The 26,489-nt window shown below is 35.8% G+C and carries 26 protein-coding genes; 1 reads left to right on the top strand and 25 read right to left on the bottom strand.

Translation table 11 applies throughout. The features are described 5' to 3' along the window. Positions 1 to 34 precede the first annotated feature (34 nt). From AC0L3Y_RS03125 to AC0L3Y_RS03245, 25 genes are all read right to left on the bottom strand, one after another. Positions 35 to 2,005 carry a polysaccharide biosynthesis protein gene (locus AC0L3Y_RS03125; protein ID WP_473468643.1) on the bottom strand — a complete coding sequence of 657 codons (1,971 nt, stop codon included), beginning with the start codon at positions 2,003 to 2,005 and terminating at the stop codon, positions 35 to 37. 244 nt (positions 2,006 to 2,249) lie between these two features. After that, a complete protein-coding gene (locus tag AC0L3Y_RS03130) occupies positions 2,250 to 2,765 on the bottom strand; it encodes a sugar transferase (RefSeq protein WP_473468644.1) in 516 nt (171 codons plus the stop codon). A gap of 4 nt (positions 2,766 to 2,769) precedes the next feature. Next, a complete protein-coding gene (locus tag AC0L3Y_RS03135) occupies positions 2,770 to 3,663 on the bottom strand; it encodes an NAD-dependent epimerase/dehydratase family protein (RefSeq protein WP_473468646.1) in 894 nt (297 codons plus the stop codon). Then, complete coding sequence (locus tag AC0L3Y_RS03140) at positions 3,660 to 4,904, bottom strand: glycosyltransferase family 4 protein (RefSeq protein ID WP_473468649.1); 1,245 nt, start codon at positions 4,902 to 4,904, stop codon at positions 3,660 to 3,662. Before AC0L3Y_RS03140 ends, AC0L3Y_RS03135 begins: the two co-directional genes overlap by 4 nt. Beyond that, a complete protein-coding gene (gene wecB / locus AC0L3Y_RS03145; protein WP_473468651.1) occupies positions 4,905 to 6,035 on the bottom strand; it encodes a non-hydrolyzing UDP-N-acetylglucosamine 2-epimerase in 1,131 nt (376 codons plus the stop codon). Between the two features lie 16 nt (positions 6,036 to 6,051). Next, positions 6,052 to 7,158, bottom strand: coding sequence for a UDP-2-acetamido-2,6-beta-L-arabino-hexul-4-ose reductase (gene wbjC, locus AC0L3Y_RS03150; protein WP_473468653.1), 1,107 nt, complete (start codon positions 7,156 to 7,158; stop codon positions 6,052 to 6,054). A gap of 1 nt (position 7,159) precedes the next feature. Beyond that, positions 7,160 to 8,194, bottom strand: a complete 1,035-nt coding sequence (locus AC0L3Y_RS03155; protein WP_473468655.1) for a polysaccharide biosynthesis protein — start codon at positions 8,192 to 8,194, stop codon at positions 7,160 to 7,162. A gap of 7 nt (positions 8,195 to 8,201) precedes the next feature. Beyond that, positions 8,202 to 9,350 carry a glycosyltransferase family 4 protein gene (locus AC0L3Y_RS03160; protein WP_473468657.1) on the bottom strand — a complete coding sequence of 383 codons (1,149 nt, stop codon included), beginning with the start codon at positions 9,348 to 9,350 and terminating at the stop codon, positions 8,202 to 8,204. Next, the gene (locus tag AC0L3Y_RS03165) at positions 9,347 to 10,465 is read right to left on the bottom strand and encodes a DegT/DnrJ/EryC1/StrS family aminotransferase (protein ID WP_473468659.1); all 1,119 of its coding nucleotides are present in this window, start codon (positions 10,463 to 10,465) and stop codon (positions 9,347 to 9,349) included. Before AC0L3Y_RS03165 ends, AC0L3Y_RS03160 begins: the two co-directional genes overlap by 4 nt. Further along, positions 10,455 to 10,853: a sugar 3,4-ketoisomerase gene (locus tag AC0L3Y_RS03170; protein WP_473468662.1), complete on the bottom strand. Its 399-nt coding sequence runs from the start codon at positions 10,851 to 10,853 to the stop codon at positions 10,455 to 10,457. Before AC0L3Y_RS03170 ends, AC0L3Y_RS03165 begins: the two co-directional genes overlap by 11 nt. A gap of 190 nt (positions 10,854 to 11,043) precedes the next feature. Next, positions 11,044 to 12,168, bottom strand: coding sequence for a glycosyltransferase (locus tag AC0L3Y_RS03175; protein ID WP_473468664.1), 1,125 nt, complete (start codon positions 12,166 to 12,168; stop codon positions 11,044 to 11,046). A gap of 11 nt (positions 12,169 to 12,179) precedes the next feature. Continuing rightward, positions 12,180 to 13,223 carry an EpsG family protein gene (locus AC0L3Y_RS03180; RefSeq protein ID WP_473468666.1) on the bottom strand — a complete coding sequence of 348 codons (1,044 nt, stop codon included), beginning with the start codon at positions 13,221 to 13,223 and terminating at the stop codon, positions 12,180 to 12,182. Positions 13,224 to 13,393: 170 nt separating this feature from the next. Further along, positions 13,394 to 14,794: a lipopolysaccharide biosynthesis protein gene (locus tag AC0L3Y_RS03185; protein ID WP_473468669.1), complete on the bottom strand. Its 1,401-nt coding sequence runs from the start codon at positions 14,792 to 14,794 to the stop codon at positions 13,394 to 13,396. Between the two features lie 86 nt (positions 14,795 to 14,880). Further along, positions 14,881 to 16,008 (bottom strand): dTDP-4-amino-4,6-dideoxygalactose transaminase, encoded by a 1,128-nt coding sequence (gene rffA, locus AC0L3Y_RS03190; RefSeq protein ID WP_473468671.1) that lies wholly within the window; start codon positions 16,006 to 16,008, stop codon positions 14,881 to 14,883. After that, positions 15,995 to 16,858: an ANL family adenylate-forming protein gene (locus AC0L3Y_RS03195; protein ID WP_473468673.1), complete on the bottom strand. Its 864-nt coding sequence runs from the start codon at positions 16,856 to 16,858 to the stop codon at positions 15,995 to 15,997. The genes rffA and AC0L3Y_RS03195 overlap by 14 nt, the downstream gene beginning before the upstream one ends. A gap of 2 nt (positions 16,859 to 16,860) precedes the next feature. After that, a complete protein-coding gene (locus tag AC0L3Y_RS03200) occupies positions 16,861 to 17,352 on the bottom strand; it encodes an AMP-binding protein (protein WP_473468675.1) in 492 nt (163 codons plus the stop codon). Beyond that, positions 17,352 to 18,050, bottom strand: a complete 699-nt coding sequence (locus tag AC0L3Y_RS03205) for an SDR family NAD(P)-dependent oxidoreductase (RefSeq protein ID WP_473468678.1) — start codon at positions 18,048 to 18,050, stop codon at positions 17,352 to 17,354. Before AC0L3Y_RS03205 ends, AC0L3Y_RS03200 begins: the two co-directional genes overlap by 1 nt. Positions 18,051 to 18,052: 2 nt before the next feature. Continuing rightward, positions 18,053 to 18,349: a hypothetical protein gene (locus tag AC0L3Y_RS03210; RefSeq protein WP_473468679.1), complete on the bottom strand. Its 297-nt coding sequence runs from the start codon at positions 18,347 to 18,349 to the stop codon at positions 18,053 to 18,055. A gap of 43 nt (positions 18,350 to 18,392) precedes the next feature. Then, positions 18,393 to 18,923: an acyltransferase gene (locus AC0L3Y_RS03215; RefSeq protein ID WP_473468681.1), complete on the bottom strand. Its 531-nt coding sequence runs from the start codon at positions 18,921 to 18,923 to the stop codon at positions 18,393 to 18,395. A 25-nt stretch (positions 18,924 to 18,948) separates the two neighbouring features. After that, positions 18,949 to 19,665: a TDP-N-acetylfucosamine:lipid II N-acetylfucosaminyltransferase family protein gene (locus AC0L3Y_RS03220; protein ID WP_473468683.1), complete on the bottom strand. Its 717-nt coding sequence runs from the start codon at positions 19,663 to 19,665 to the stop codon at positions 18,949 to 18,951. 334 nt (positions 19,666 to 19,999) lie between these two features. Beyond that, positions 20,000 to 20,884 carry a glucose-1-phosphate thymidylyltransferase RfbA gene (gene rfbA, locus AC0L3Y_RS03225; RefSeq protein ID WP_473468685.1) on the bottom strand — a complete coding sequence of 295 codons (885 nt, stop codon included), beginning with the start codon at positions 20,882 to 20,884 and terminating at the stop codon, positions 20,000 to 20,002. Further along, a complete protein-coding gene (gene rfbB, locus AC0L3Y_RS03230) occupies positions 20,881 to 21,981 on the bottom strand; it encodes a dTDP-glucose 4,6-dehydratase (RefSeq protein WP_473468689.1) in 1,101 nt (366 codons plus the stop codon). Before rfbB ends, rfbA begins: the two co-directional genes overlap by 4 nt. Beyond that, positions 21,982 to 23,259: a UDP-N-acetyl-D-mannosamine dehydrogenase gene (wecC, locus tag AC0L3Y_RS03235; protein ID WP_473468691.1), complete on the bottom strand. Its 1,278-nt coding sequence runs from the start codon at positions 23,257 to 23,259 to the stop codon at positions 21,982 to 21,984. Between the two features lie 85 nt (positions 23,260 to 23,344). Next, positions 23,345 to 24,460, bottom strand: a complete 1,116-nt coding sequence (gene wecB, locus AC0L3Y_RS03240; protein ID WP_473468693.1) for a non-hydrolyzing UDP-N-acetylglucosamine 2-epimerase — start codon at positions 24,458 to 24,460, stop codon at positions 23,345 to 23,347. 24 nt (positions 24,461 to 24,484) lie between these two features. Further along, positions 24,485 to 24,817, bottom strand: a complete 333-nt coding sequence (locus AC0L3Y_RS03245) for a MarR family EPS-associated transcriptional regulator (protein WP_473468695.1) — start codon at positions 24,815 to 24,817, stop codon at positions 24,485 to 24,487. Between the two features lie 694 nt (positions 24,818 to 25,511). On the opposite strand from AC0L3Y_RS03245, the gene AC0L3Y_RS03250 reads away from it, so the two are divergent. Further along, a complete protein-coding gene (locus tag AC0L3Y_RS03250) occupies positions 25,512 to 26,438 on the top strand; it encodes a glycosyltransferase family 2 protein (RefSeq protein ID WP_473468697.1) in 927 nt (308 codons plus the stop codon). The last annotated feature ends 51 nt before the right edge of the window (positions 26,439 to 26,489 follow it).

Consider the following 26,489-nt stretch of genomic DNA (forward strand, 5'->3'; position numbering starts at 1 on the left):
CCTTTTCTCTTCCAAGGGGAGGGTTAGGGAGGGGTCACGAAATATTTTCATTCAAATGAACCACTCTCGAACTCTCACTCTTATCACCTACCTTCGCATTCCATACCAAGTCCCCAATCCCATCCGTTGGTTGAAAATCTGTTGGCGCTTCAATCAATAGCTCTCGAATTTTCTCATGATCAAATTCATGGCAGGCTTTATCAAGTTCATCCATCACACCAACAAAGTCTGCCAACGATAAAAAACGCTCATTAGCTGTCATAATCCGTTGATGCTGTGTTTCCTGTACATTGTCACCAATAAGCAACTCTTCAAAGAGTTTTTCACCAGGGCGCAAGCCGGTAAATTGTATTTCAATGTCGCCGTTTGGATTCTCTGATGACTTTACCTCTAACCCAGATAAACGAATCAGATTGGTAGCCAAATCAACGATTTTAACAGGCTCTCCCATATCTAATACAAATACATCACCACCTTTGCCCATTGCTCCAGCTTGAATAACCAACTGAGCGGCTTCAGGAATGGTCATGAAATAACGAATAATATCAGGATGAGTTACCGTGATAGGATGATTCTCAGCGATTTGCTTTTTAAAGACAGGAATAACAGAACCGGATGAACCAAGTACGTTACCAAAACGAACCATACAAAAACGAGTAAACTTTTCTTGCTTAACTGCTTTTTTAGACTCCGCCTCGGCCAATGCCTGCAAGCCCAATTCCGCCATACGTTTTGTTGCGCCCATCACATTCGTCGGACGAACCGCTTTATCAGTAGAGATCAACACAAAAGACTCAACACCACTTTCAATGGCCGCTCGCGCACAATAATAAGTACCAAAAGCGTTGTTCCGAACACCTTCAACAACATTGTATTCAACCAAGGGCACATGCTTATAAGCAGCGGCATGATAAACAGTATTGACACTAAACGACTTCATAATGGATACCAAACGATTAATATGCTGTACAGAACCGATTAAAGGGATGACTTTGACCTTAAAAGGCTCCTGTTCAAGAATCTCGTTTAGTTCCTTATCAATTTGATAAACCGCAAACTCAGATACATCAAATAAAACCAAAGCTTTCGGCTGTTGCTTTAGAATTTGCCGACAAAGCTCAGAACCAATCGAACCACCGGCACCAGTTACCATAACCACTTTGCCAGCGATATTAGATGCCATCAAATGAGGAACAGGTTCTACTACATCACGACCAAGCAAATCATCAACAGCAACATCCTGCAATTCTCCAACCTTAGCTTTGCCAGTAACAATATCGTCAAAATCAGGAACTGTCAGGACCTCTACCGCATAAGGTAACAATTGATCGATGACTTTTTTACGTTCGGAACGACTTGCTCTCGGAATCGCTAATAATACTTTTTCAATATTATATCGACGAATCAACTCATCCATTTTATCAACGTGGTAAACAGTAACCCCTTGAATAATAGTATTGGCGAGGGAGACGTCTTGATCTATAAACCCTTTTACCCTATAGCCAGAAGCTTGGCGTAAAGCTAATGAAAGCTGTCGACCTGTAGAGCCAGCACCAAATACTAAAACAGACTCACAGCCTTTTTTGGGAGTACGTACAAACAAAGCCCGCAGCAGCACACGAGCGCCACCACATAAAATAATCAGAAAAGGAAAGTAAATAATAGGAACAGTTCGAGGAACATTAACATCAAAAAAATACGCGAAGGTTGTAATGCTTAATGCGGATATGGCAGCACCTATAAAAATAGCACTGAAAGCATGAAACGTGAGGTAGCGTAAAACAGCTCGATACAAACCAAGCTTAATATTAATAAGCAAAGTAACTAATATTGTTCCAACAAGGACATACAAAATAGAAACATCAGTAAACCAACTAAATCCTCCCATACGTGCCCAATAAGCAGAAGTAAAAGCAAGACAAACAAAAAGAGCATCAATTGTCAGACTAATAATACGTTTATAAAAACGAGGAAGAGACCAAAGTAAATCGATTTTTTTCACCATTTTATACTACCTGTAAGCACTGAACTCAAAAAACCACATCATATTTGTAGGACAGACTCTACGCCGACGATATAATATTTTTAAGCAGAGCCAACACGACCTAAGAAAGAACAATAACATGAAAAAACTAAATTAAGACACTTTACAGATAGCTTCTATGGAAACTTATGTAAATTTCAAACTAAATACTAAACTGTTAAAACTAATAATTAATTCTTAACTCTATCACCAGAACCACTACCAGTTACCGTCTTGATGATATAAAAAAATAGTTTTTTAAAGACATATCTCGAATCATTTTAACATCCGTCTCTGCCAACAACGTAGGCGTAGACATATCGATATCCGAGATCTGTGCTAACCCTGTAATGCCAGGGCGCACATCAAATACACCTTTGGCATTACGCTCCTCAGTCAATTCTGTTTGATTAAACAACCCTGGACGCGGCCCCACCAAACTCATTTCACCTTTTAATACATTCCACAACTGCGGAAGCTCATCTATTTTAGTACGACGCAAAAAAACTCCTAACTTGGTAATAGAAGATGTAGAAGCCAGATGACTCGCTACTGAAGCGGTATCAACAGACATGGTACGAAATTTAACTAATACAAAAGGTTTCTGATTTCGTCCAACCCGCTCTTGACGAAACAAAGGGGAGCCAGTATCAAATAGGCCAATGATGTAAATAGCCAGAAATACAGGAAAGCCACACACCAAGCCTAACAAGGCGAAGGTAAAGTCTAATACTCGAATCATTTTGTTATCTCGTGTTTGTTGTTTGGTTAGTATGAGGTGCTTTCGCCGCTAATGTAAAACCATGCTCAACAGAATAGGGTGGTGTCCAATCTAGCGTTTTTTTGGTGTGCTCTATGTCGAGTTGTAACGAGCCGACTAATCTGTCTACTACAGTTTCTTTTTTGAAAACCTTGCCAGCAAGTTTGAAGCACCATACTGGTACTGGCAGAGATAGATTGGCTTTACCTTGCACCTTAGCCATTAAGGCAACCATTTGTGCCGTAGACAGGTCATTATCATCTGAGACTAAAAACACTTGGTTAGCGGCTTTGGGATGATCAATACAGACCTTAATCAGATCCACCAAATTATACACAGAAACCAAGCTACGTTTATTGCGAGAAATAGCACGAAATGGTAGTGGAAGCCCTTTACCAACCAATCTCATCAAAGAAGCAAAATTTGCTTTGACACCTTCACCGTAGACTAAAGGCGAACGAATAATAACAAAATCCACTCTATTGCTTTCAGTTAGTTCTTTGAGCAGTCTTTCTGATTTCTGCTTATAAACTGATGATAATGTTGTAGGTAAAGATGTCGAAAGATTAGAATATTTACATTGTTTTGTATTGCCCTCAAATACCGAAGCACTACTTATATAAATAATCCGCTGTACATTAGCTTCAAAAGCGGAATTAACCACATTTTTAAATGCAGTGAAGTTTTCTTCATATTCATCAACAGTAAATTTGCCATGAGCTAATCCTGCGAGATGAACAATGGTAGTTATACCTTGAAAAGACTGACGTAGATCGTCATTGTTTAAATTAATACAACGTTTTATGACTCTTATAGGCTTTTCTATATTTTCAATTAGATGCTTTCCTATAAAACCACTCGCTCCTGTAACTGCAATCATAATGATCCTTTTTCGACAAGAGCTTCTAAATCATTCTCTAGAGTATCTATAATTTTATATTTATTAAAATTATCATTAAAGTATTGATATGCGTTAGAAGCCATCTCACTTAGATTTTCAGTAGATAAGCCTGACATCATAACTATATTCTCTGACAATTTTTCAATATTATCTGGGGAAGACACGAAACCACATTTTGCATCATTTATAACTCTAGCCCCCTCACCTTCCAGCACTGCAAGTATTGCTCTGTTGGAGGCCATATAAGATTGAACCTTCCCAGGTATTGTTAGTTTGAATACATCACTAGATTTTAAAGAAACCAGCAATGCATCAGATGCTGAGTAAAAGCTTGGCATCTGACTTAATGGGCGACGGCCGTATAAAAAAACCCTCTTAGATAAATTCAAATCAACAACTAGTTGTTCTATTTTTTTAAATGCTCGCCCATCTCCGACAATATGAAAATTTACCTTTGCACCTTTTTCTATAGCAATTTTAAAAGCTTTTACAACACTATCAAGAGATTGAGCTTCTCCGACATTTCCTGTAAAAACAATATTGAAATAACTTTCTTCTACTGAATCCATCTTTAATGGACATTTAGAAACATTAGTTTCAGCCTCAGTAAAAATATCCTCCGCCCAACTATACAAAACTTTAAAACGACCATTAACTTTTGTATAAAGTGAAATATTTTTTTCAAAAGCAGGAGATTGACCAAAAATCAAATCACATCGATCATAAATAAAACTTACAAGTTTACCTACTATTTTTAGAATTTTTTCAGATTGGACTGCACCTACAGATCTTAGTGATTCTGGCCATAAATCAAGAACCCAAATTGCTACGGGAACTCTATTTAGTTTTTTATACACAAGGCCAGGCAAGGCGATCATAACAGGCGAAAGCTGGCAGATAAAAACAATATCAAACTCTCGTTTTTTCAATTTATATAGGCCTAATGTACACCCCATTAATGCAAAGCTAATATAATTCAATACTAGTCTTACAGAACCTGAGCCCCTAGGTACAAGTGGAACTCTAATAACTTCCACACCATTAAACTCGTTAAACTTATTAGAATTACAAGAAAATTCAGAAAAAACTTTCCCTTCTGGATAATTAGGGATTCCAGTTAGTACAGTAACTTGATGCCCACGATTCTGAAGTTCAACACAAAGATCGTTTATCCTAAAGTTTTCAGGCCAAAAATACTGACTAACAACAAGTATCTTCACTTAATATTTCTTCCACACTACACGATTCACATAATCAGTATATGAATGAACAATTCTCACTAATTTATCGGAAACATTTGGCATAGAATAATCGTACACTTGACGGATTAAGCGCTGCTCATCACGTGCCTGAGTTTCTAATATGGCTAACCCTTGTATAACTCGAGCAACCTCAAGACCAACCATCATCACAGCAGCCTCTTCCATTCCTTCTGGTCGTTCATGGGCTTCGCGAAGATTTAATGCAGGAAAATTCAAGATCGAAGATTCTTCATTAATAGTACCGCTGTCGGATAAAGAGGCTTTAGCTGATAACTGTAGCTTATTATAATCTTTAAAACCAAGTGGTTTCAGCAACTGAACCATTGGATGGAATGTTATACCCATTGCATCAACACGCTTTTGTGTACGTGGGTGAGTAGAAACAATAACTGGGTAATCATAATGTTCAGCAACGGTGTTTAGCACGTTTACCAGTTTTAAGAAGTTTTTGTCTGAATCAATGTTCTCTTCACGATGAGCACTGACAATAAAGAACTGTCCTTCAGTGAGTCCTAGGCGCTCTAATACATCCGATTGCTCAATACCAACACGGTAGTGGTTCAAGACTTCAAACATGGGGCTGCCGGTTTTGATCACCATGTCTGGAGACAAACCTTCGCGTAACAAGTAATCACGGGCAATGGTACTGTACGTTAAATTAATGTCCGCTGTGTGATCAACAATACGACGATTAATTTCTTCTGGTACACGCATATCAAAACAACGGTTACCAGCTTCCATATGGAAAGTAGGTATTTTGCGGCGCTTCGCTGGGATCACGGCCATACAGCTATTGGTATCACCCAGCACCAGTAGCGCTTCTGGTTGCACTTCAGCTAATACCTTATCAACAGCAATAATAACATTACCAATTGTCTCAGCTCCTGACGCGCCAGCAGCACCTAGGAAATAATCTGGCTTACGAATACATAAATCACTAAAGAATATCTCGTTCAATTCGTAGTCGTAATTTTGCCCAGTATGAACAAGAATATGCTCACAGTGCTCATCAAGCTTAGCCATTACCCGTGACAAACGAATAATTTCTGGTCGAGTTCCTACAATAGTAACTATCTTTAATTTTTTCATACTGCTGTTCTTTCTCTTAGACTTTGTAAGTCACGGTATCTGGCCGTTGACGGTCGAAATTTTCATTTGCCCACAACATAACCACCATTTCATCATCACCAATATTGGTAATATCATGAGACCAACCAGGTACAGTTTCAACAATTTCAGGTTGATCTCCGCTGGTATTAATCTCAACAAATTCATCAGACACAATATGACGAAAACCGAAACGAGCTTTTCCTTTGATAACAAGAAACTTCTCTGTTTTAACATGGTGATAATGCCCACCACGAGTAACACCAGGATGAGCGGTAAAAAATGAAAACTGCCCTGAATCACGAGTCTTTAACATTTCAACAAATGCACCACGCTGGTCTTCATGCTTAACTAAAGGATAATTAAAATCATCAGGGGAAATATAACTAATATAGGTTGCATACAAGACTCGTGTAAAACCATCACCTACAGGTTCTATAATCAAATTCTCACGGCTATTCTTAAACTTATAAAGCGTGTCTACCATCTCACCAAGTGTCACTGTATAGATTGGCTCTACGTTAATATGTAGCTTATCCGTTGGTTGATTAATTAGCACATCTAAAAATGAGCTTACAACTGCACCTATATGAACTAAATTAAGCTCAGTTGCCGGGTCATTAATCTGAATAGGTAAACCATGACTGATATTATGACAAAAAGTAGCAACAGCAGAGTTGTAATTAGGGCGACACCATTTACCAAAAACATTAGGTAAACGATATATATAAATTTGATTCCCTGTTTCCATATATAGATTCAGTAAATGCATTTCAGCTTTTAACTTACTGCGTCCATAAGCATTAGCTCGTTCTGCTTGAATAGAGGAAGTAATAACAATCGGAATATTTCGTCCAGATGCAACAATTGCGTTACAGATCTCTCCCGTTAAATCCGCATTTCCCGTAAAAAACTCACGTTCATCGTCAGGGCGGTTAATACCTGCAAGATGAAAAATGAAATCGGCTTCTGCGACTAATTGAGCAAGCTGACTAAGGTCTGATTGACGAGTAAAAGGAATAACCTCATGGTCTCCCATTTTATTTAGCGTTACTACTAAATTTTTACCTATAAACCCATTAGCACCTGTAATTAAGATTCTCATTTTATTCCTCCGCAGCGACTACATCACCACTAGCAATAGCAGGCATGAAACTCAACTTTAAAAGCAATGATTGCATTCCATCTATATCCAATCGCTCTGTATTATGAGAATTATAATCTTCGGACCTAGAAATTGTTTCTTCGCCCATCTCTACAAATTTAGCATAATTTAGATCGCGTAGGTCTGGAGGTACACGAAAGTAAGCGCCCATGTCTTCGGCGCAAGCCATTTCTTCACGACTCAATAGCGCTTCGTAAAGTTTTTCACCATGACGTGTACCAATAATGTTGATTGGGTGTTCTGGTTTTTTCAACAACTTAGTTAAGGCTTTCGCCAGTACTTCTACAGTGGCAGCTGGTGCTTTTTGCACGAAGATGTCACCATTATTACCATGTTCAAAAGCATACAGCACCAAGTCTACCGCATCAGCCAAAGTCATCATGAAACGAGTCATGTTTGGATCGGTAATAGTGATAGGTTGAGCTGCTCGGATTTGCTCAACAAACAAAGGAATCACTGAACCACGCGACGCCATAACATTGCCATACCGCGTGCAGCAAATGACAGTTTTTTCATCGTCTACAGTTCGTGACTTAGCAACGATAACCTTTTCCATCATGGCTTTGGATATACCCATAGCATTAATAGGATAAACGGCTTTATCTGTGCTAAGACAAACAACACGCTTAACTTCGTTTTGGATTGCAGCTTCAAGTACATTTTCTGTGCCAAGCACATTCGTTTTCACCGCTTCCATTGGGTAAAATTCACAAGAAGGGACTTGCTTAAGCGCCGCCGCATGAAAAATATAATCAACCCCACGTGTAGCATTTAACACTGACTGATAGTCTCGAACATCCCCTATATAGAATTTCAACTTAGGATGATTGTATTTTTTACGCATATCATCTTGCTTTTTTTCATCACGAGAAAATATACGAATTTCTTTAAGATCAGAATCTAAGAAACGCTTTAGTACCGCATTACCAAAAGAGCCTGTACCACCTGAAATCATCAAAATTTTATTTTTAAACATGAGAGTCTTAATTACCTTTTAGAATTGAAATAAGGTTCTTTACATTACTACCAACTTCATACACATTTTCATATAGTGCACGCGCGTTAGACCTAACTTCGGCTTGATCCTTAATTTTCACCAAGTCTATTAATCTCGCATTCATTGACTCACCAATCTGAAGAACAACCCCTGCATTATAGCTCTCTAGGTAAGGAACATCTGCTCTAACATTAGTAATAACAGGAGTTCCAACAGATAATGCTTCAATAGCTGCGAGAGGTGTTTCTTCATATATACTAGGAGTTATAACATAGGCATCAGCAGCTCTATACCAATAAAATCGGTCGTTTCCATACACAGGTTTACAAACCTTTACGCTGTTAGAAAGATCATTAGTTTTTATGAAGTTTTTAATATAACTTAACATTCCATTATCAACCCCAACTAAAACAAGCTTATATTCCTGCTTTTTTAGACCTGATAACAACTCGTCAAGAAGCCACTCAACTCCTTTACTTTTGTGAAAACGCCCTAAGAAAAGAAGCATTTTTTCATTTTCAGAAATGTCTAAACCATTACGAATTTTTTGGGAGTGATTCTTTATATCCGTCAAATCGGGTGAACTTAAACACAGCGGAGCCAAAAGTAAACTTTTATCACTGGCACCAAAACTCAGCAATGTATTCAGCTCATTTTGAGTTTGCCCTAAATTAAACTCTGATCGCTTAACTAAAGGTTTAGTAATAAAAAAATCAAAAATCTTAAGCATTAACTTACCCCGATTTGGAAGAGATCCAAATGGACTAAAAATCAGGCGAACATCAAAGAACACAGAAAAAAACAAAGCCATAACATTAAACATCGATCTAGTCTGAGAAAGATGTATATAAACCCCAGGTTCATAAATAGACATAAACCTTTTAAATATAGAAAAAGGAGAAATATTCATATAGATCTTGCTCAAAAAAGGGATATTATATGATTTAAAATAATATACATTTTTAGGTTCGATCTCCCCCACATATACTGGAAACTCTTCGCCATGATTTGAGCAGAAAACAAAGGTGTCAACAGATGAAAATTTTAGTTCCTCAGCATAACTATTCATAATTCGAGGTGGTCCACCTCTATGCCAGAAAGGAGAAAAATCCAACGAAAATTGAACGACTTTCATCCTTCATACCTATTAACTACATCAATTACTTTATCAACATCGACAGAAGATATAACTGGACTAATAGGAATGCTAATAATTTCTCTATGAATTAAATCTGAAATTGGAAAATCGCTTCCAAAATAACCTTCGTAACATTTTTGTTTATACGGTGGAGTTGGATAATGGACTAAAGTCTGGATCGAATTCTCAGCTAAATATTTTATAAATTTTTCTCTATTACTAACTCTAACTGGAAACACATGGTAAACATTTTCACTTTCTACGTTAGTCGGAACTGGTAAAATCACATTTGGATTCACTATTCCATCGAGATATGCACTAGCAACATTTCTTCTATAAATATTATCTTGATCTAAAAACTTTAATTTAACCCTAAGAATTGAAGCTTGTACTTCATCTAATCTGGAATTAACCCCAATACAATCATTTTTGTATTTTACATCACTACCATAGTTTCTAATTCTTTTAAGTTCATTAAATAATAAAGCATCATCTGTTGTTATAGCACCACCATCACCTAATGCTCCTAAATTTTTACCGGGATAAAAACTGAATGCCGCAGCACTCCCCAAGCTCCCAACCTTCCTTCCTTTATCAAGAGCACCGTGAGCTTGTGCACAATCTTCTAAAACTAATAAATTGTGTTTGTTCGCAATGCTTTGTATAGACTCCATGTCACAGCTGCGACCATATAAGTGAACTGGTAAAATCACCTTACTTTTATTTGTGATGTATTTTTCTAACAAAAAAGGATCAATATTGTATGTATCAATATCTGGTTCAACTAGCACTGGTTTTAATCTGTTTTCAGTAATTGCTAGTATAGTGGCAATATAGGTATTAGCAGGCACTAAAACTTCATCACCTTCCAATAGTATTCCTAAGTTTTTCCATGCTCGTAAAACCAGAGTCAAAGCATCTAAACCATTGGCGACTCCCACACAATATTTGGAATCACAATATTCAGAAAACTCAGCTTCAAAATTAGATACTTCATTACCTAAAATATACCAACCGGACTCCAGAACTTTAGTGAAAGCCTCAATGATATCCTTTTTATGACGTAGCTGAATTTCTTTTAAATCCAAAAACAAGACATCTTTATTTTTCATTGTTCTTATACTCTAAAAACTTTTTATAATCACGAATATAATCGGACTCATCATATACAGTATTCGCAACAACTAATAACATACAATCCGGTGTAAAATCCATCATAGTTCCCCAAACACCAGCAGGCTGAACTAACCCTTTAGAAATTGAACTCATATTAACCAATGTTTTGGATTCACCATCATCAAGTTCAACAGTACAGGCCCCTTGTAAAGCAATCATAAACTGCTCTGATTCGAAGTGAGCATGACCTCCACGTTTCTCTTCACCTTTTACATCATATATTACGAATAACCGTTTAATTTCGAATGGAACGTTAGACAAAGCCTCCCAAACAACTAACGAGCCACGAGAATCAATAATCGGATCAGTAATCACTATAGACATAAATAACCTTCTAATATGGTCTTATATTTCTTAAAACATCAAATAACAAGTAGAATAAATAACATATACTTTTCACTAAAGGCATTTCACCAAGAATAAAAAATCAGAATCGACTTATACTAAAAATAACTTTTATTTAATTCGAACACATTCTATTTCCCATAAAAATAATCAATGGAAACATACTAAACTAAGAATATATAGAACTAACGTATTTTTCACATTTCCCACGAAGGGTATGTATCTTGCTCACAGTCACTAAAGCGTTTTTAGAAAGAAACAACCTATAATCTTCATCATCCAAAACTTCTAGTAATACTTGAACTAACGAATCAACTGATCCTGAACAGTATAACCTTGAATTTAAACCGTCGCACAATATATCAAACTCAGATGCTTGATGTACTAGATTATTGTCTGTAATTATAGGCAATCCATAGGAGAATGCATGATGTGCACTTAAACCGATACATGTGGGTACAATAAAAACTGAAGAAACCTTGAACCACTTAGCAAGATAGTTTTCATCATATATAGGTCCAAGCATTAACACATTATCTTGTAATCCTTCGTTAATTACAAACCTAGAAATATCTTTTTCAAGTTCTCCGCCGCCTATCAATACGAAGAGAAGCTCAGGTCGCATATCACGAAGTATCTTAGCAGCTTCAAGCAGCAACATTGGTTGCTTAATACTTGACAGTCGAACCACTTGCAAAACTACCTTTCTTCCACTAATACCTTCTTCAGTAACGAAATCATTAATTATATCTTTAGAAATACTTGCCGAAACTTCAATGTTTTTCTCTTCATTTACAGCAGTACCAATAATCTTAATTTTATTATGATCGATGCCTAACGCGGTCAGTACCTCTCCACCCTTCCGACTATAAACAAAAATTTTTTTAGCAACTGAACCTACATAACGATAATAAAGTCTAGATAAAATCGATACACCACCTATTCGATGAAACATACCATGTACATAAAAATCTCGCCCCATGACCTTCAGCCAAAGCATACAAACACTAAGAGAAATCTCTCTGGGATTTCCATAAAAAACAATATAATCAGGATTAATATCCTTGATGGCTCTCATTACACCTTTTCTAAAAATAAAACCAAACTTAGACATCATACTATTATTGACGACTTCAAAATCACATTCTTCATAATCATATTGATTAAGAGTATCATTGGAAATAATATCAGCTAAGACGACGACTTCCAATCCGTTACTATCGCTTGAAATGCAATTTAAAAACTCAACATCATATTTTGGCAAAAGATTAGTAATAACCAACAATTTCTTCATAAAAATGCCTTTTATAAAAAACCATTAGAAACAAAATCATATGATTTAAAAAAATAAAATCCCATAAAAAAAACAATAAAAACACTAACAAAAAGAGTAACAATCTTTCTAAAACGGAACTTCTGTATTAAAAACTCAAACTGATATGAAAACAAAACTACAAATAAAGGCATCATGAAGGAGTTAAATCTGTAAGACATATTGAGAGGAGAAGATAAAATTGAAAAAAACACCACCATTAAAAATACTTTCCTAACCACTCTGTATGTACGATCATCAAGCGTAACAAAAAGACTAAGAAATATTATAAAATAATAATGGAGAGGGAAAAACCTATAATCAACAGAATTCGAAGCTTCAAGAAAATAATAACTCAACTTATTGTATACATAACCATCGTTCAACATTGAAATCAAAAGAAACACTATATAATCTGAAAAAAAGTACCCTAAAAGCAAAGCAAGAATCCAAAAAACAACACCTTCCAAAAACTTAAAATTAAAAAAAACAATAAAATGAGAGATGCATGACAAATGAAACAACATAGGTACTAAATAATAGAAGGGCTTAATTATACTTTTTTTAAAACACCAATAATTCAAAAAAACAAACATAAAAACAACTGACAAGCCTTGTCTAAGAACATTATTACCAAAACCATAAAACCTAAAATCTAAAATCATAAACAAAGAAAAAATGAAAAACAAATAAACATTTTTAACAAGAGAAAGTTTAAAAACCAAAAAATAAATAGAAAAATATATTAAAAAAGAAGTTAAAAAGATAAATAAAACATAACTAAGACCTAAACTTGAAAAAAACCTAACAAAATAATAGAAAAAATATTCATATTTAGAACCAATCACCTCATCACAGCCTCCCCCACCTTCAGAGAGGCATTGAAAAAAACCTGAATACACCAAAAGGTCATTGCTTTCTTTTATATTAAGCGAGTTTTTTGAAATAAAGTAGGATAACACAAGAAACAGCATTGAAATAAAAATCAAAAAAACCATCGACTTTAAATTAATAGTTTTTTCTTCGAAACTCACCATCAAAACATCCAATTAATATAATTAAAGCCAATAAAAAAGCAGACCACATTTTAATTTAAAACTTCTTTTCATCTAACAATCTTATTGACTAAAATTTTTTTCAGGTTTCATAAAAAAATTAACCCATGCCAGACAATTCAATTTTTAATCCCCATAATACTTTTGATAATTTAAATATGCACTCTCAAAAAAACAAAAATTTCTTTACTTTTATTTAGATAAAAAACAGTACCAATTACTCCAATAAATGCATAAAGCGCAACATCAAGTAAGTTAAAATCAATTATATTGACTAATATACTTAGAGTAAGAAGTAATAATATCAAAAAATACATTCTCCACCTTTCAAAACTAATCCAAAGTTTTGAACTAGCTTCTGTTCGGATTAAGAAAAATATAAAAAATGCTATAGCGGAAGCCACTGCCGCACCCGCAGCTCCATAAATAGGAATTAAAAGCCAATTACCTAAAGCGTTAATCAATAGAGCTGAAGCTGTGGCAAGCAATGAAAACATGGTTTTACGACGGATGTTTATCCCCACCCCTGTCGCTTCAGAAAGAGTATAAAGCAGAGGATAAGCCATTGCCGCAAGTAAAATATATTGAACCCGGTCATATTCAATTGGCAATATGTAACTTATCATCCAAGAAAACATCCCTGCCAAAGACCATATTAAAACAACCGCTAAAGTCGTATAATCAATTACATTTTTGATTTTTTCCGAATCAATACCTTCTGCAGCCCACTTGTAAACGATAGGCGCCCAAACAGTTGAAAAAATCGCCTGAAATACCAAAGCCGCGCCAGCAAAACTAACAGACATTGAATAAACACCTAACTCTTCAAAAGTAGAAAGGCTTCTTAAAAAAACTTTATCTGTTGCAGTAAGTCCCCAAAATGCTACACCACTACCTATTAATGGAATTGCATAACGAATCATTTTATTTTGCTCGTTTTTATTAACTTTAGCAGTTATGGAAGGCCACCAATCTTTACGAGTATTCCAACTATAAACAAAAAAAACAGCAATCAAAGAAAGAACATTAGCCAACATAAGGTTTTCAAAAATTGCTTCAGCGCCCAGCCATACGTAAGTCAAAACAACCAATAAAAACAATATCTTAGGCAAAATCTGGCTCATAGAAAAAGCTAAACCACGCTCTTGCATTCTCAAAATTAAACTTAAAAATCGTGAAAAAAAACTTAACAGTATAGAAAGGAGCAACAAACTTGTTAATAAAAAAGAATCTACTCCAAACAATAGAAAAGAAGCCGACCAAGGCATGAACATTATTCCAATCAATACTATCGATAGAACAAGTAGACCAGGAGAAACTGTAGCCTTAAGTAAAGCTAATTTATCATCAGCCTCATGAAATTCACGGACGTAGGCCTGGTCCAATCCTAGACTAAATAACAATAGTGAAAAACTAATCGTGACCTGAAGCATGGTTAATCGACCAATATCTTCAGCTGTAAATAACCAAGCAACAACAGGTAAGGTAATCAACCCAAGAACCGCAGCACCAATTGGTCCAATTGAAAAAGCTAAAATTTTACGAATATTCAATAGATTATCACCCCCTTAATAATGGTAAACACTTCAGCCATTTTCAATGCGCCCGACTTTTACCCAAACTTGACGGCATTTAAATTTTATTCAAAAAAGCTCAGTACATATTTTATAACTGTGTTTTGTGTCTCTTTATCCATACCATAATATATAGGCAGTCTAACCAATCGCTCACTCTCTATGGTTGTATTATTATCTTTACCACAAAAAACAGTAAAGTCTTTACCAGCTGGCGCAGAATGTAATGGAATGTAATGAAATACAGCCATGATTTGATGGGATTTTAAATGAGCGATAAATTCTTCACGCTGACTAATATTACGAACCTTTAAATAATACATGTGTCCGTTGTGTTCACATGTCTCTGGTACGCTTGGCAAATCAACAGCATAATCAATTAACTCTTGGAATGCTTGATTATAACGATCCCATATAGCCATTCGACTTGTTTTTATTCCGTCGGCTTTTTCTAACTGCCCCCATAAAAAAGCAGCTTGTAATTCACTCGGCAAAAAGCTGCTACCTAGGTCTACCCAAGTGTATTTATCTACTTGTCCACGAAAAAATAGGCTTCTATTGGTGCCTTTTTCACGAATAATTTCTGCCCTTTGAGCAAAACGATCATCGTTAATGATTAATAAACCGCCTTCACCACCACTGGTGTAGTTTTTTGTTTCATGAAAACTAAATGCAGCCAAGTGTCCAATTGTACCTAGTGCCTTCCCCTTATAGGTACTCATCACACCTTGGGCAGCATCTTCTATCACAAATAAACCGTGGTGATCAGCAATAGCCATAATAGTATCCATTTCACAACTGACTCCAGCGTAATGAACAGGAACAATGGCTTTTGTCTTTGATGTTATTGCCGCCTCAATAAGTGTTTCATCAATATTCATTGTGTCTGGTCGAATATCAACAAACACAATTTTTGCTCCACGCAGTACAAATGCGTTTGCCGTACTCACAAACGTGTAGCTAGGCATGATCACTTCATCACCCGGTTGAATATCAATTAAGATAGCCGCCATCTCTAATGCTGCAGTACAAGAAGGAGTTAAAAGTGCTTTCTTACAACTTATATTTGTTTCAAACCATTGCTGACATTTTTTACCAAAATAGGCATCACCAGAAATCTTATCACTTTGCATTGCCTGTAAAACATACTGTTGTTCATTGCCAGTTAATGGCGGTCTATTAAATGGAATCATTTTTTAACAACCTTTTCTTCTTAAAACGCTCGCCAAAATTCGTCTGATCTACAAATTCAAATTTCGCAGGCACTTTATAAGCTTCTAGTTTTTGCTTACAATATTTTCGAATTGAGCTCTTTACTTCTTTCTGCTCTACACCTTGTTCTAGAACAATTTGCACTGCAACCATTTGCCCTGTAATAGCATTTTTAGCTGCATAAACAGTACAGTCAGCAACACCTTCTACTTCCAGCACAATGGATTCAACTTCTGCGGGCAAAACTTTTTCACCACCTACGTTAATAATCTCTTTCGCACGACCTTTTATACGTATATAACCGCCTGATAACTCTTCTACTAAATCGCCAGTTTTAAACCAGCCATCATCAGTGAAGCTTTCCATAGACGCATTTAAATATCCCATAACCTGCGTCTTGCTTTTTAGCCAAAGCTCTCCATCTACTATTTTGTATTCAGTATTTGGGTCATCCAATTTCATTTCTAAACTGTTTGATGATCGACTAGATGTCTGAGCTATACCGGTTTCACTAGTTCCGAATGTTTGCAGTAACTTAGTTTTTGGGAAAATAATTTTTAATTTTTGCAGAAGACTTTCAGGCATTGATTCAGTGCCATAAGTAATCATTTTTAATGATTTTAAATTGTACTTATCTTGCGCTTTTGCCATTAATAATAGATTTAAAAACGTAGGTGAAGCAGGTAAAACATGAACATCATGCTCTTCTATTAGTTTAGCTACATAGTCAGGATTACGATTACTAGGAAGGATTACTTTTGCTCCCATTGCCAATGTACTGAGCAACGTATTTAAGCCTCCTATATGATCAAACATAAGAAAAATTAACATATTTAAATTTTTCTTTTTTTACCTAAATAACTATTTACCAGATTATCTAGATTATGAATCATAGCCTTAGGCTCACCAGTACTCCCACTACTAAATAAAATAAGGCCTGATTGCTGCCTAGTAATCAAATCCAATATCATCGGATGTGTTATTTTTTCTTCCGGACTTTTTATTAGGTTTAAGTTTTTTATATCAAGCCTAATCACCCAATCACATTGCGCAACACTTAATCGTTTTGAAACTTCATCTTGATTAGCCGTCACAATAGGAACAATGATTGATTTTTTTTGAAGTAGTGCAAACAATAAAGAAACAGCATAAAAATTATAATCAGATAAAATCGCTACGACCTGGCCATCTTCAACAGTTTCATCCAATTGCTGCTTATAAATCTGAATTTGCTTAGATAAATCTTCGTAAGTAAAAGACCCAAATATGTCAACAAGAGCAACTCTATCCTCAAGTCGGTAAAAATGATCTATTATCCAAGACATTAATTCACCACTCCACCAAGATAAAGAACTTGCCCAGTAATAAAATTACTAGCATCCGCGTTAAAAAAGTCGATAACATTGACAACATCATCAAACTCCCCAAAACGCTTAATCGCTTGCTGATCAAGTAAAGCTTGTAGTTTTACTTCAGGTACATTTCGAATAAGATCGGTTTTCACAGGAGTAGGGCCAATTGAGTTAACACGAATACCAAATACACCCAGCTCTTTAGCAGAAACACGCGTGAAGCTCTCAACCGCCGCTTTACTTGCTGCATACACTGCTTCACCTTCTAGATTCAGTGGGACAGCAACGGTAGTATAATTAACAATAGAGCCATACTTTTGCTTCATCATCACTTTTGCAACTTCACGACTAAACAAAAAGGTTCCAAAAAAATTAGTATTAAAAACAGCTTGAGCATTATTGTATGGCGTTGTGAGGATATGGTTCATAGCTGCTATACCGGCATTATTTAACAGCACATCAATTTTACCAAACTCTTTTTTTGTGTGCCGAACCATCTTCATAACCGATTTCTCATCGGATACATCCAGTTCAAAATGCAAATAATTAGCGTGTTTTATAGAAGCTTTACCACGACTGCAACCAGCAACTTGATGACCTTTTTCTAGATAGTATTCTGCTAAGGCTTTCCCTAACCCTTTTCGTGTGCCTGTTATAAGATAGCTGCTCATAATCACTGCTCTGCTTTAGCTTCATCAATGAGCATTTGTGTATACTTCATGAGTGTTTTAACGCTTCTAAAAGGTGACGTTCTCTGACTCATAGCTCTCTCATCAGCGAGTGTAATATCAATATCTAATTCATCCGAAACTTTTGCTTCTAAATCGGTAACTAAAAATACAATACCCATGCTGTCAAGGTTTTCACCAAAAAGTAGCGTCTCTTCTGTCGCCGCAATTAAAATTGCATTATCTTGATCTTCACCAATCTCTTTTACTGCTTCTAACACTAACTCTAATAAACTAATCATTTTCAATCCTCTATAACAGCTTCACTCTCAAGGTATAATTTTTCTAAAACCAATAAATCTTTTTTCTTTTTCTTAAAAAAATAGCAGGCGTCCCACCGTATATAGACCAAGCTTTTAATCGGCCTTGTACAATACTAGAAGCAGCAACTGAAGCACCATCACTTACAATACTTCCTGGGAAAATGACAGAATTAGTACCTATAATCACATGCCGACCAACATATACTTTTCGTTTGGTCACCCTTGTATATTTATTCGGTATAGTCGGATTGGTCATATACATACCACTATAATCATCAGATTGCGTAAAAATTTTTACTCCATATGCGATTGCTGAAAAATCAGCAAAAGTAACACCTTCCATTCCACCTGCAACCAAAGATTGCGGTGTTATATGAACGTTTCGTCCAATCTTCACTTTACCTGAAACCACACAAAAATCATCTATTCGAGAATAATCGCCAACTTCAATTTGATCAGCATTATAAATACTAGCTCTATCACTGATCTTGACTTGCTTTCCAAGCAATTTGAACCCCATTGCTTGTAGTTGTTTTTCGGTCAAATAAGCCATTATATGAAAATCTCACTTAGCTGTTTTAACAAGTTTTTTTAGAAAAAATTTTTTTAATTATTTTTTTATCAGTTTCAATATAACGAGGAGCATCAGCATCAAATGTAAACTTCTCAATATCATTAACGACTATATTTTTAGTTTTAAAGAAATCCCACTGAGTTGTGTCACTCCTCATGTAAACATTTTTACCTAGACCAAGCAAAGTAATTGTATTTCCCATTGCTTGCTGACGCTTATGGTTAAAAATTGCAATATCAATCTCACTCAAAAATGCTAAATATTGATTAAAAGGCATATATTCAGTGATCCCTTGAAATTTATCTCCAAAGCGCTCCTGACCTTCTTTAATAATATTTTTTGCGTATTCTTGATCACCATAAGATAAAGGCGCAAAAATTTTAATATCTTGCTCTTTAAAAGCTTCAAGCTTATCAAAAACCTCTAAATGATTATTGCTAGGATCAGCTGAGTTTCCAACTAAGATACTTATTCCCGTTTTTTGTTTATCCGGCACGTCATATTCTTTATATAAATTACTGGGATACATAAAGCATTCACTATATTTCCCTGTAGCTCCATACCATTTCTGTGCGAGTTGATAATCACCTTTAATATAGGTAACTAAATAACCCATTTTTTTTATGACTGGCCGACGAAAAAACTCACATAACCTCCATTTCCAGTTACGCTCTTCTAATTCATAGCTATATAAATCGCCCCCCACATCACCCAATAACATTTCTTCAGTAACCAAGGCATAAAAAACAATATAAAAACTAATTTCGGATCGAATAATCCATGTAAAAATATTTTTTTTGCTTGATGCATTTTAATAACAGAAAAACTGTAAAACTTAATCCGCTCTACTATTGATCTTTTTGCTAAGAAAACATTGCCATCATTTTTTAATTCATTTTGCGCCATACTAGTCGTTAACAAAAACTCATGAGTATCAAAATCAAAATGCTCTTTCAAAAAATCAATAAATGGTGGTATAAACTTATCGCATGGAGCTATATGAAGATTTTTTTTGCATCATTATATTATCTACCTAACAGAAAAACGCACGCACATCATGACACATCTGCTTTTAATAAATTAACCAAATACTGCCCATAACTGTTTTTTTGGAGCGGTCTAGCTAATACTTTCAACTCATCCACACTTAACCAACCTTGATTAAATGCAATTTCCTCTAAGCAGGCAATTTTGTAGCCTTGCCGCTTCTCTATTGTCTCAACGAATTGAGCAGCCTCTAGTAAGCTTTCATGGGTACCAGTATCGAGCCATGCAAAACCTCGACCCAGCATTTCAACATTAAGTTTATTTTGTTTCAAATACATATCATTCAAACATGTTATTTCAAGCTCACCACGCTTAGATGGCTGAACTTTTTTGGCCAAGCCAACGACCGAATTATCGTAAAAATACAAGCCAGTTACCGCAAATTGTGACTTAGGCTTAACTGGCTTCTCTTCAATAGATATAGCTTTTTTGTTGCCATCAAACTCCACCACACCAAAGCGTTCTGGATCTTTCACTTGATAACCAAACACTGTCGCTCCTTGACCATTCTTAGCGTTTTCAACAGCTTGTTTCAATTTTGGGCTAAACCCTTGACCGTAAAATATATTATCGCCTAACACTAAACATACATCATCGTTACCGATAAATTGCTCACCCAAAATAAACGCCTGAGCAAGCCCATCAGGACTAGGCTGTACAACATAACTTATCTCAACACCAAACTTAGAACCATCACCCAATAAACGCTGAAAACTATCCTGATCCTCTGGCGTAGTAATAATAAGCACTTCTCGAATACCAGCCAACATCAATACAGAAAGTGGGTAATAAATCATTGGTTTGTCGTAAACAGGCAATAACTGTTTAGAAACCCCAATCGTAATTGGATAGAGTCTAGTTCCTGACCCACCAGCTAGAATTATACCTTTCATAATTGCGTGTCCTTTTTTAAAGTTCCCAGTCTTGCTCTCTGATAAGAGCCATTTTGAACATTAAGGCACCAAGCCTGGTTATCTAAATACCACTGAACCGTTTTGCGCAAACCAGTTTCAAATGTTTCTAGTGGCATCCATCCTAGCTCTTTTTGAATCTTCGTTGAATCAATTGCATATCGACGGTCATGCCCTGGACGATCTGATACAAAAGTTATTTGATCTGTATATCGACCTTCCTTAGGCCTTAATTCATCCAAAATGCTACAGATAGCCTGCACCACTTCAATGTTTTGTTTTTCGTTATGGCCACCTATATTGTAGGTTTCACCAATTTCGCCCTCGGTAACCACTTTGTACAAAGCCCGCGCATGGTCTTCCACATACAACCAATCACGAATTTGATCACCCTTACCATAAATTGGCAATTCTTTACCATCGAGCGCATTCAAAATAACTAATGGGATCAATTTTTCCGGAAAGTGGTATGGACCATAGTTATTCGAACAATTAGTAATCATTGTTGGAAAACCATAAGTACGAGACCAAGCTCTTACTAAATGGTCACTTGACGCTTTACTTGCTGAATAAGGGCTACTTGGCGCATAAGAAGTTTGTTCAGTAAACAAAGGCAATTTTTTTTCTAAAGCATCACTTTCTTGCTCATCAGGATGAGGTAAATCGCCGTACACCTCGTCCGTTGAAATATGGTGAAATCGAAATTTTTTCCTGCTTTGACTAGAAAGTGAATCCCAATATTCACGCGCAGCTTCTAGTAAAACATAAGTACCAACAATATTTGTTTGTATAAATTCAGCAGACCCTGTAATTGAACGATCTACATGACTTTCAGCAGCCAAGTGCATTACAGCATCAGGCTTATGCTCTTTAAAAATACGATCCAGCTCTGTTCGATTACAAATATCTACCTGTTCAAATTCGTAGCGCTCATCATTTTCAATTTCAATTAAGGATTGTAGATTCCCTGCATAAGTTAATTTATCAAGGTTTACTATGCTGTCTTTCGTATATTGAATTATGTGACGAATAACTGCTGAACCAATAAAACCCGCACCACCAGTAACTAAAATTTTCATTTACCAAATACCTTTTGTATCTATTATATAATCACTTTCAATCTTTTTATCCTTAAAACTTTTATGATCTACAAGCATTAGGTGGATATCAGCAATATTTTCCGCATTACTAAACGAGGAAAGTTGGAACGACTTTATCGTACTAGGCAGTTCATTAATATTAGGTTCAATAGCAATTACTGCTCCTGAATGCATTTCAGCAATCTGCTGAGTTATATTTAAGGCAGGACTTTCACGTAAATCATCGATATCTGGCTTAAATGCTAGACCATAGCAAGCAACAGTTACATCTTTAGCTGTTTTTGTTGGGTTAGCTTGCAAATGATCTGCAATAGCTATTTTTACTTTATTGATTACCCATTTAGGCTTAGCATCATTTACTTTGCGGGCAGTATGAATTATCTGTGCCTCAGCTGGCGTTTTACTGACAATAAACCAAGGATCCACAGCGATACAATGCCCGCCAACCCCAGGACCTGGTTGTAAAATATTGATACGTGGGTGACGATTTGCGAGTGAAATTAATTCCCACACATTAATATCAAGCTTGTCACAAATAATAGAAAGCTCATTTGCAAAAGCTATTTGTACATCTCGGCAAGAGTTTTCGGTAAGTTTTGCCATTTCTGCCGTGCGAGCATTTGTCGTAACACATTCACCTGTCACAAAGGTTTTATACAACTCAGTGGCTTGGGCTGAACAGAGCTTAGTCATACCTCCAATCACGCGATCATTTTCCACTAATTCACGAACAACATGACCAGGCAAGACACGTTCAGGACAATGAGCAATCCTTATATCAGATTTTTCTCCAACTGTTTGTGGAAATGTAAGATCCGCTCGCGCTTCGGCCAGCCATTCTGCCATTTTCTCAGTTGCGCCTACAGGAGAAGTAGACTCAAGAATAACTAAATTACCTTTTTTTAACACAGGTGCAATGGCCTCAACGGCTTTTTTTATGTAACTTAAGTCTGGTTCAGGAACATTTAAGTTACTCTCTTTATTTAAAGAATTTTTAAAAGGTGTAGGCACTGCAATTAAAAACGCATCCGCAGGCTCCGGCTTCAGCACCGCTTTTAAATAACCCTCAGATACCGCTGCATGAACAATTTTGTCTAAATCAGGTTCAACAATGTGTATTCCACCACGATTGATGATATCCACTGCATGTTGATTTACGTCTACACCAATCACTTTTTTCTTTCTAGAAGCAAACATTGCAGCTGTAGGTAGACCTATATAACCTAACCCGATAACAGATATTGTATTAAAAGACATGATCTTCCTTAGCTTTCAAAATTATTCTTTAAATATTATTACTCTAAGAGCAGCTTAAATTATATATTTTTAGATTTCTTTAACTTCACATTGCCAGAATTTCGCAAATTCGTTGACATGCTTCTCCGTCTCCATATGGATTATGAGCACGACTCATTTTAAGGTAAGCAACTTCATCTATTAACAATTTATTAAGCGCAGCTGTGATTTCCACAACATCTGTCCCGACTAATTTAACCGTACCAGCATTTACGGCCTCTGGCCGCTCTGTTGTATCACGCATAACCAAAACTGGTTTACCTAAACTAGGTGCTTCTTCTTGAATACCACCAGAATCAGTCAAAATGATATGAGACCTATTCATCAAATATACGAATGGCAAATATTGTTGAGGCTCAATCAAGTGAACATTATCCACTCCGCTCAAAATGCGGTTAACTGGCTCCTGCACATTAGGATTTAAATGGACAGGATATAATATTTGAACATCAGGATGCACTTTTGCTGTTTGTACTAATGCTTCGCAAATACGCTCAAATCCACCACCAAAGCTTTCACGTCTATGGCCGGTAACTAATATCAGCTTTTTATTATTGTCAAGCATTGGGAACTGTGCAGCTAATGTATTTTTTAGATTTGTATCAGCTTCAATCTGAGATTTTACAAGTAATAAAGCATCAATAACCGTGTTGCCTGTTACGTGGATGTTAGAACTGTCATAGTTTTCATTCAGGAGATTTTGCTTTGAATTTTTAGTAGGAGCGAAATGATATTTTGTTAAAGCTCCCGTTAACTTGCGGTTACCTTCTTCCGGCCAAGGAGAATATATATTTCCCGTCCGCAAGCCTGCCTCTACATGCCCAACTGCTATTTGTTCATAATATGCAGCCAAACTTGCTGCAAAAGTTGTTGCCGTATCACCATGCACCAAAACCACATCTGGCTTAAACTCTTTTAGCACCGGAGTTAATTCAATCAAAATACGGCTAGTTACTTCAGGAAGTGTTTGACCTGCTTTCATCAGATTCAAATCATAATCCGGCTTTATTTTAAAAAGATCCAATACTTGATCAAGCATCTCCCGATGTTGAGCAGTTACACAAACTCTTGCATCAAAACGCACATCGTTTGCAAGGGCATGCACTAAAGGCGCCATTTTAATGGCTTCAGGGCGCGTACCAAAAACAGTTAAAATTTTCATTATGATTTTTGACTCTTCTTTAATTTATTTGTAATTAGTTCCCTGAATTGACGCTTTTAACTCTTCTATTTCTTTTACAAGCTCTTCGTGTTCTTTTAATTTTCTTTGAAGAAAGCGCTGTGTAAGTATAATTTTTTCTTCCATGCCTTTTGGTGTTAATAAGTACAAGTACCGTGTTTTATTAGGGTTGCTTTTAAAGTTACCCGCTTTCACTAGGCCTTTCTCAATTAGGGCTTTGAGGCAAAAATTGGTTTTTCCGAGGCTCACACCCAACCTACTAGCCAATTCACGTTGACTTATATCTGGATCTTGATGAAGCTCTTTCAAAATTTTATAGCGATATTCATCTGTTAGCACTTATTTACCTTGCCGTTTAAATTAACATCGTCCTTGGTAAAAAAACTGGACCGCGTTCAACAGGTGAACGATGTTAAATTAAGGCATTTAAAAATGCAAAGAATATGTAGGAACGAACACACTTTAACCTATGTTCAATACCCTCCTCATTTACGAGAGCAATCCCCCAGAAAGTATGAAAGAACAAGCAGCCTATCGATCGGAATACGTAAAAGCGGGTATCAGAGAAGATATAGAACATCAATTTCAAATACTCAAATGTCAGTTTTGACTTAGAAAGACAACCTATCGTGGTTTGACCAAACTTAACAATAAACTAGTGATGTTGTTTCGTGGTAAAAAGAATATAAAACGACCAAGTGATTGGCGCAAATGGGTTTACAGGAAATACAAAAGAACAACTTAACTTTTTCGCATACTACCTAATACGAGCACCACAGTTTCTGCTGCATACTAATGCCCCACCCAAGCCTATAACAGACTTTAATATAAAATATATTTACAGAAAAAATATTTTTTTCCATAGTCGCTTAGAAACCGCATCAAAATTTTTTATATTCATTGCTAAGTGAATCTTAATTTTAGTACAATATCTTACCATTTTATTTTTTTAGATTTAAAAAACTACATTCCATCATATATCAGTATTTTTTCTTATAAAGTCACTTGATATAAATTAGGGCATTTAATAACAATGAAACATCCACATATTACTGTTGTCACACCTATTTATGGCTGTTGCGATAGTTTGAATAATTTATATAAAAGATTGGTAAATAGTCTTGAATTAATAACAGATAATTTTGAAATAATTATGGTAAATGATGCTAGTCCTGATGATTCATGGACAATAATTAAAGAGCTTGCAATTAAAGATAGTAGGGTTAAAGGAATAAATTTATCTAGAAATTTTGGGCAACATAGGGCAATAACGGCTGGTGTTGATCAAGTTAATAGTGATTGGCTTGTAGTTATGGATTGTGACTTACAAGATAAGCCTGAAGAAATATTAAAGCTTTATAATAAAGCACGGGGAGGGTACGATGTTGTCTTTGGAAGACGCATCCAAAGGAAAGACTCTTTATTAAAAAAATTAGGTTCTTATGTTTTTTATAAAACATATAGTTATTTAACAGGAGCCAAAGTAGATGGTTCTGTAGCAAATTTTAGTATTATATCTAAAAAAGTAATTGAAAGTTTACAACAGATTAGAGAGCAAAACAGAACCTACCCTCTTTTTGTAAACTGGCTTGGTTTCAATCGTATAGATATTGATATTGACCATGGTTGTAGAGAGGCCGGAAAAAGTAGCTATACTCTTCGAAAGTTAATTAACCTAGCCTTTGACTCAATCATCAGCCAGTCTAACAAACCTTTAAAGCTATCAATTAAATTTGGCTTTTCTTTATCCGTCTTGAGCCTGGGGTATGGTCTATGGCTTACCATTATGTACTACGCTTACTCCGTTCCTGTAGCCGGCTGGACAAGTGTTATGGTCTCTATCTATTTTATTGGTGGACTTCTATTCGCTAACATGGGGATATTGGGGCTTTATATAGGGAAAGCATTCGACGAAACTAAACAACGACCCATTTACATCATTCAAGAAAAAACATTTTGAAAAAATGTGAAACATGAAAATTTCAATTTTTTTAGATCTATTTATTACCTT

This window comes from Marinomonas sp. GJ51-14, assembly GCF_055808695.1.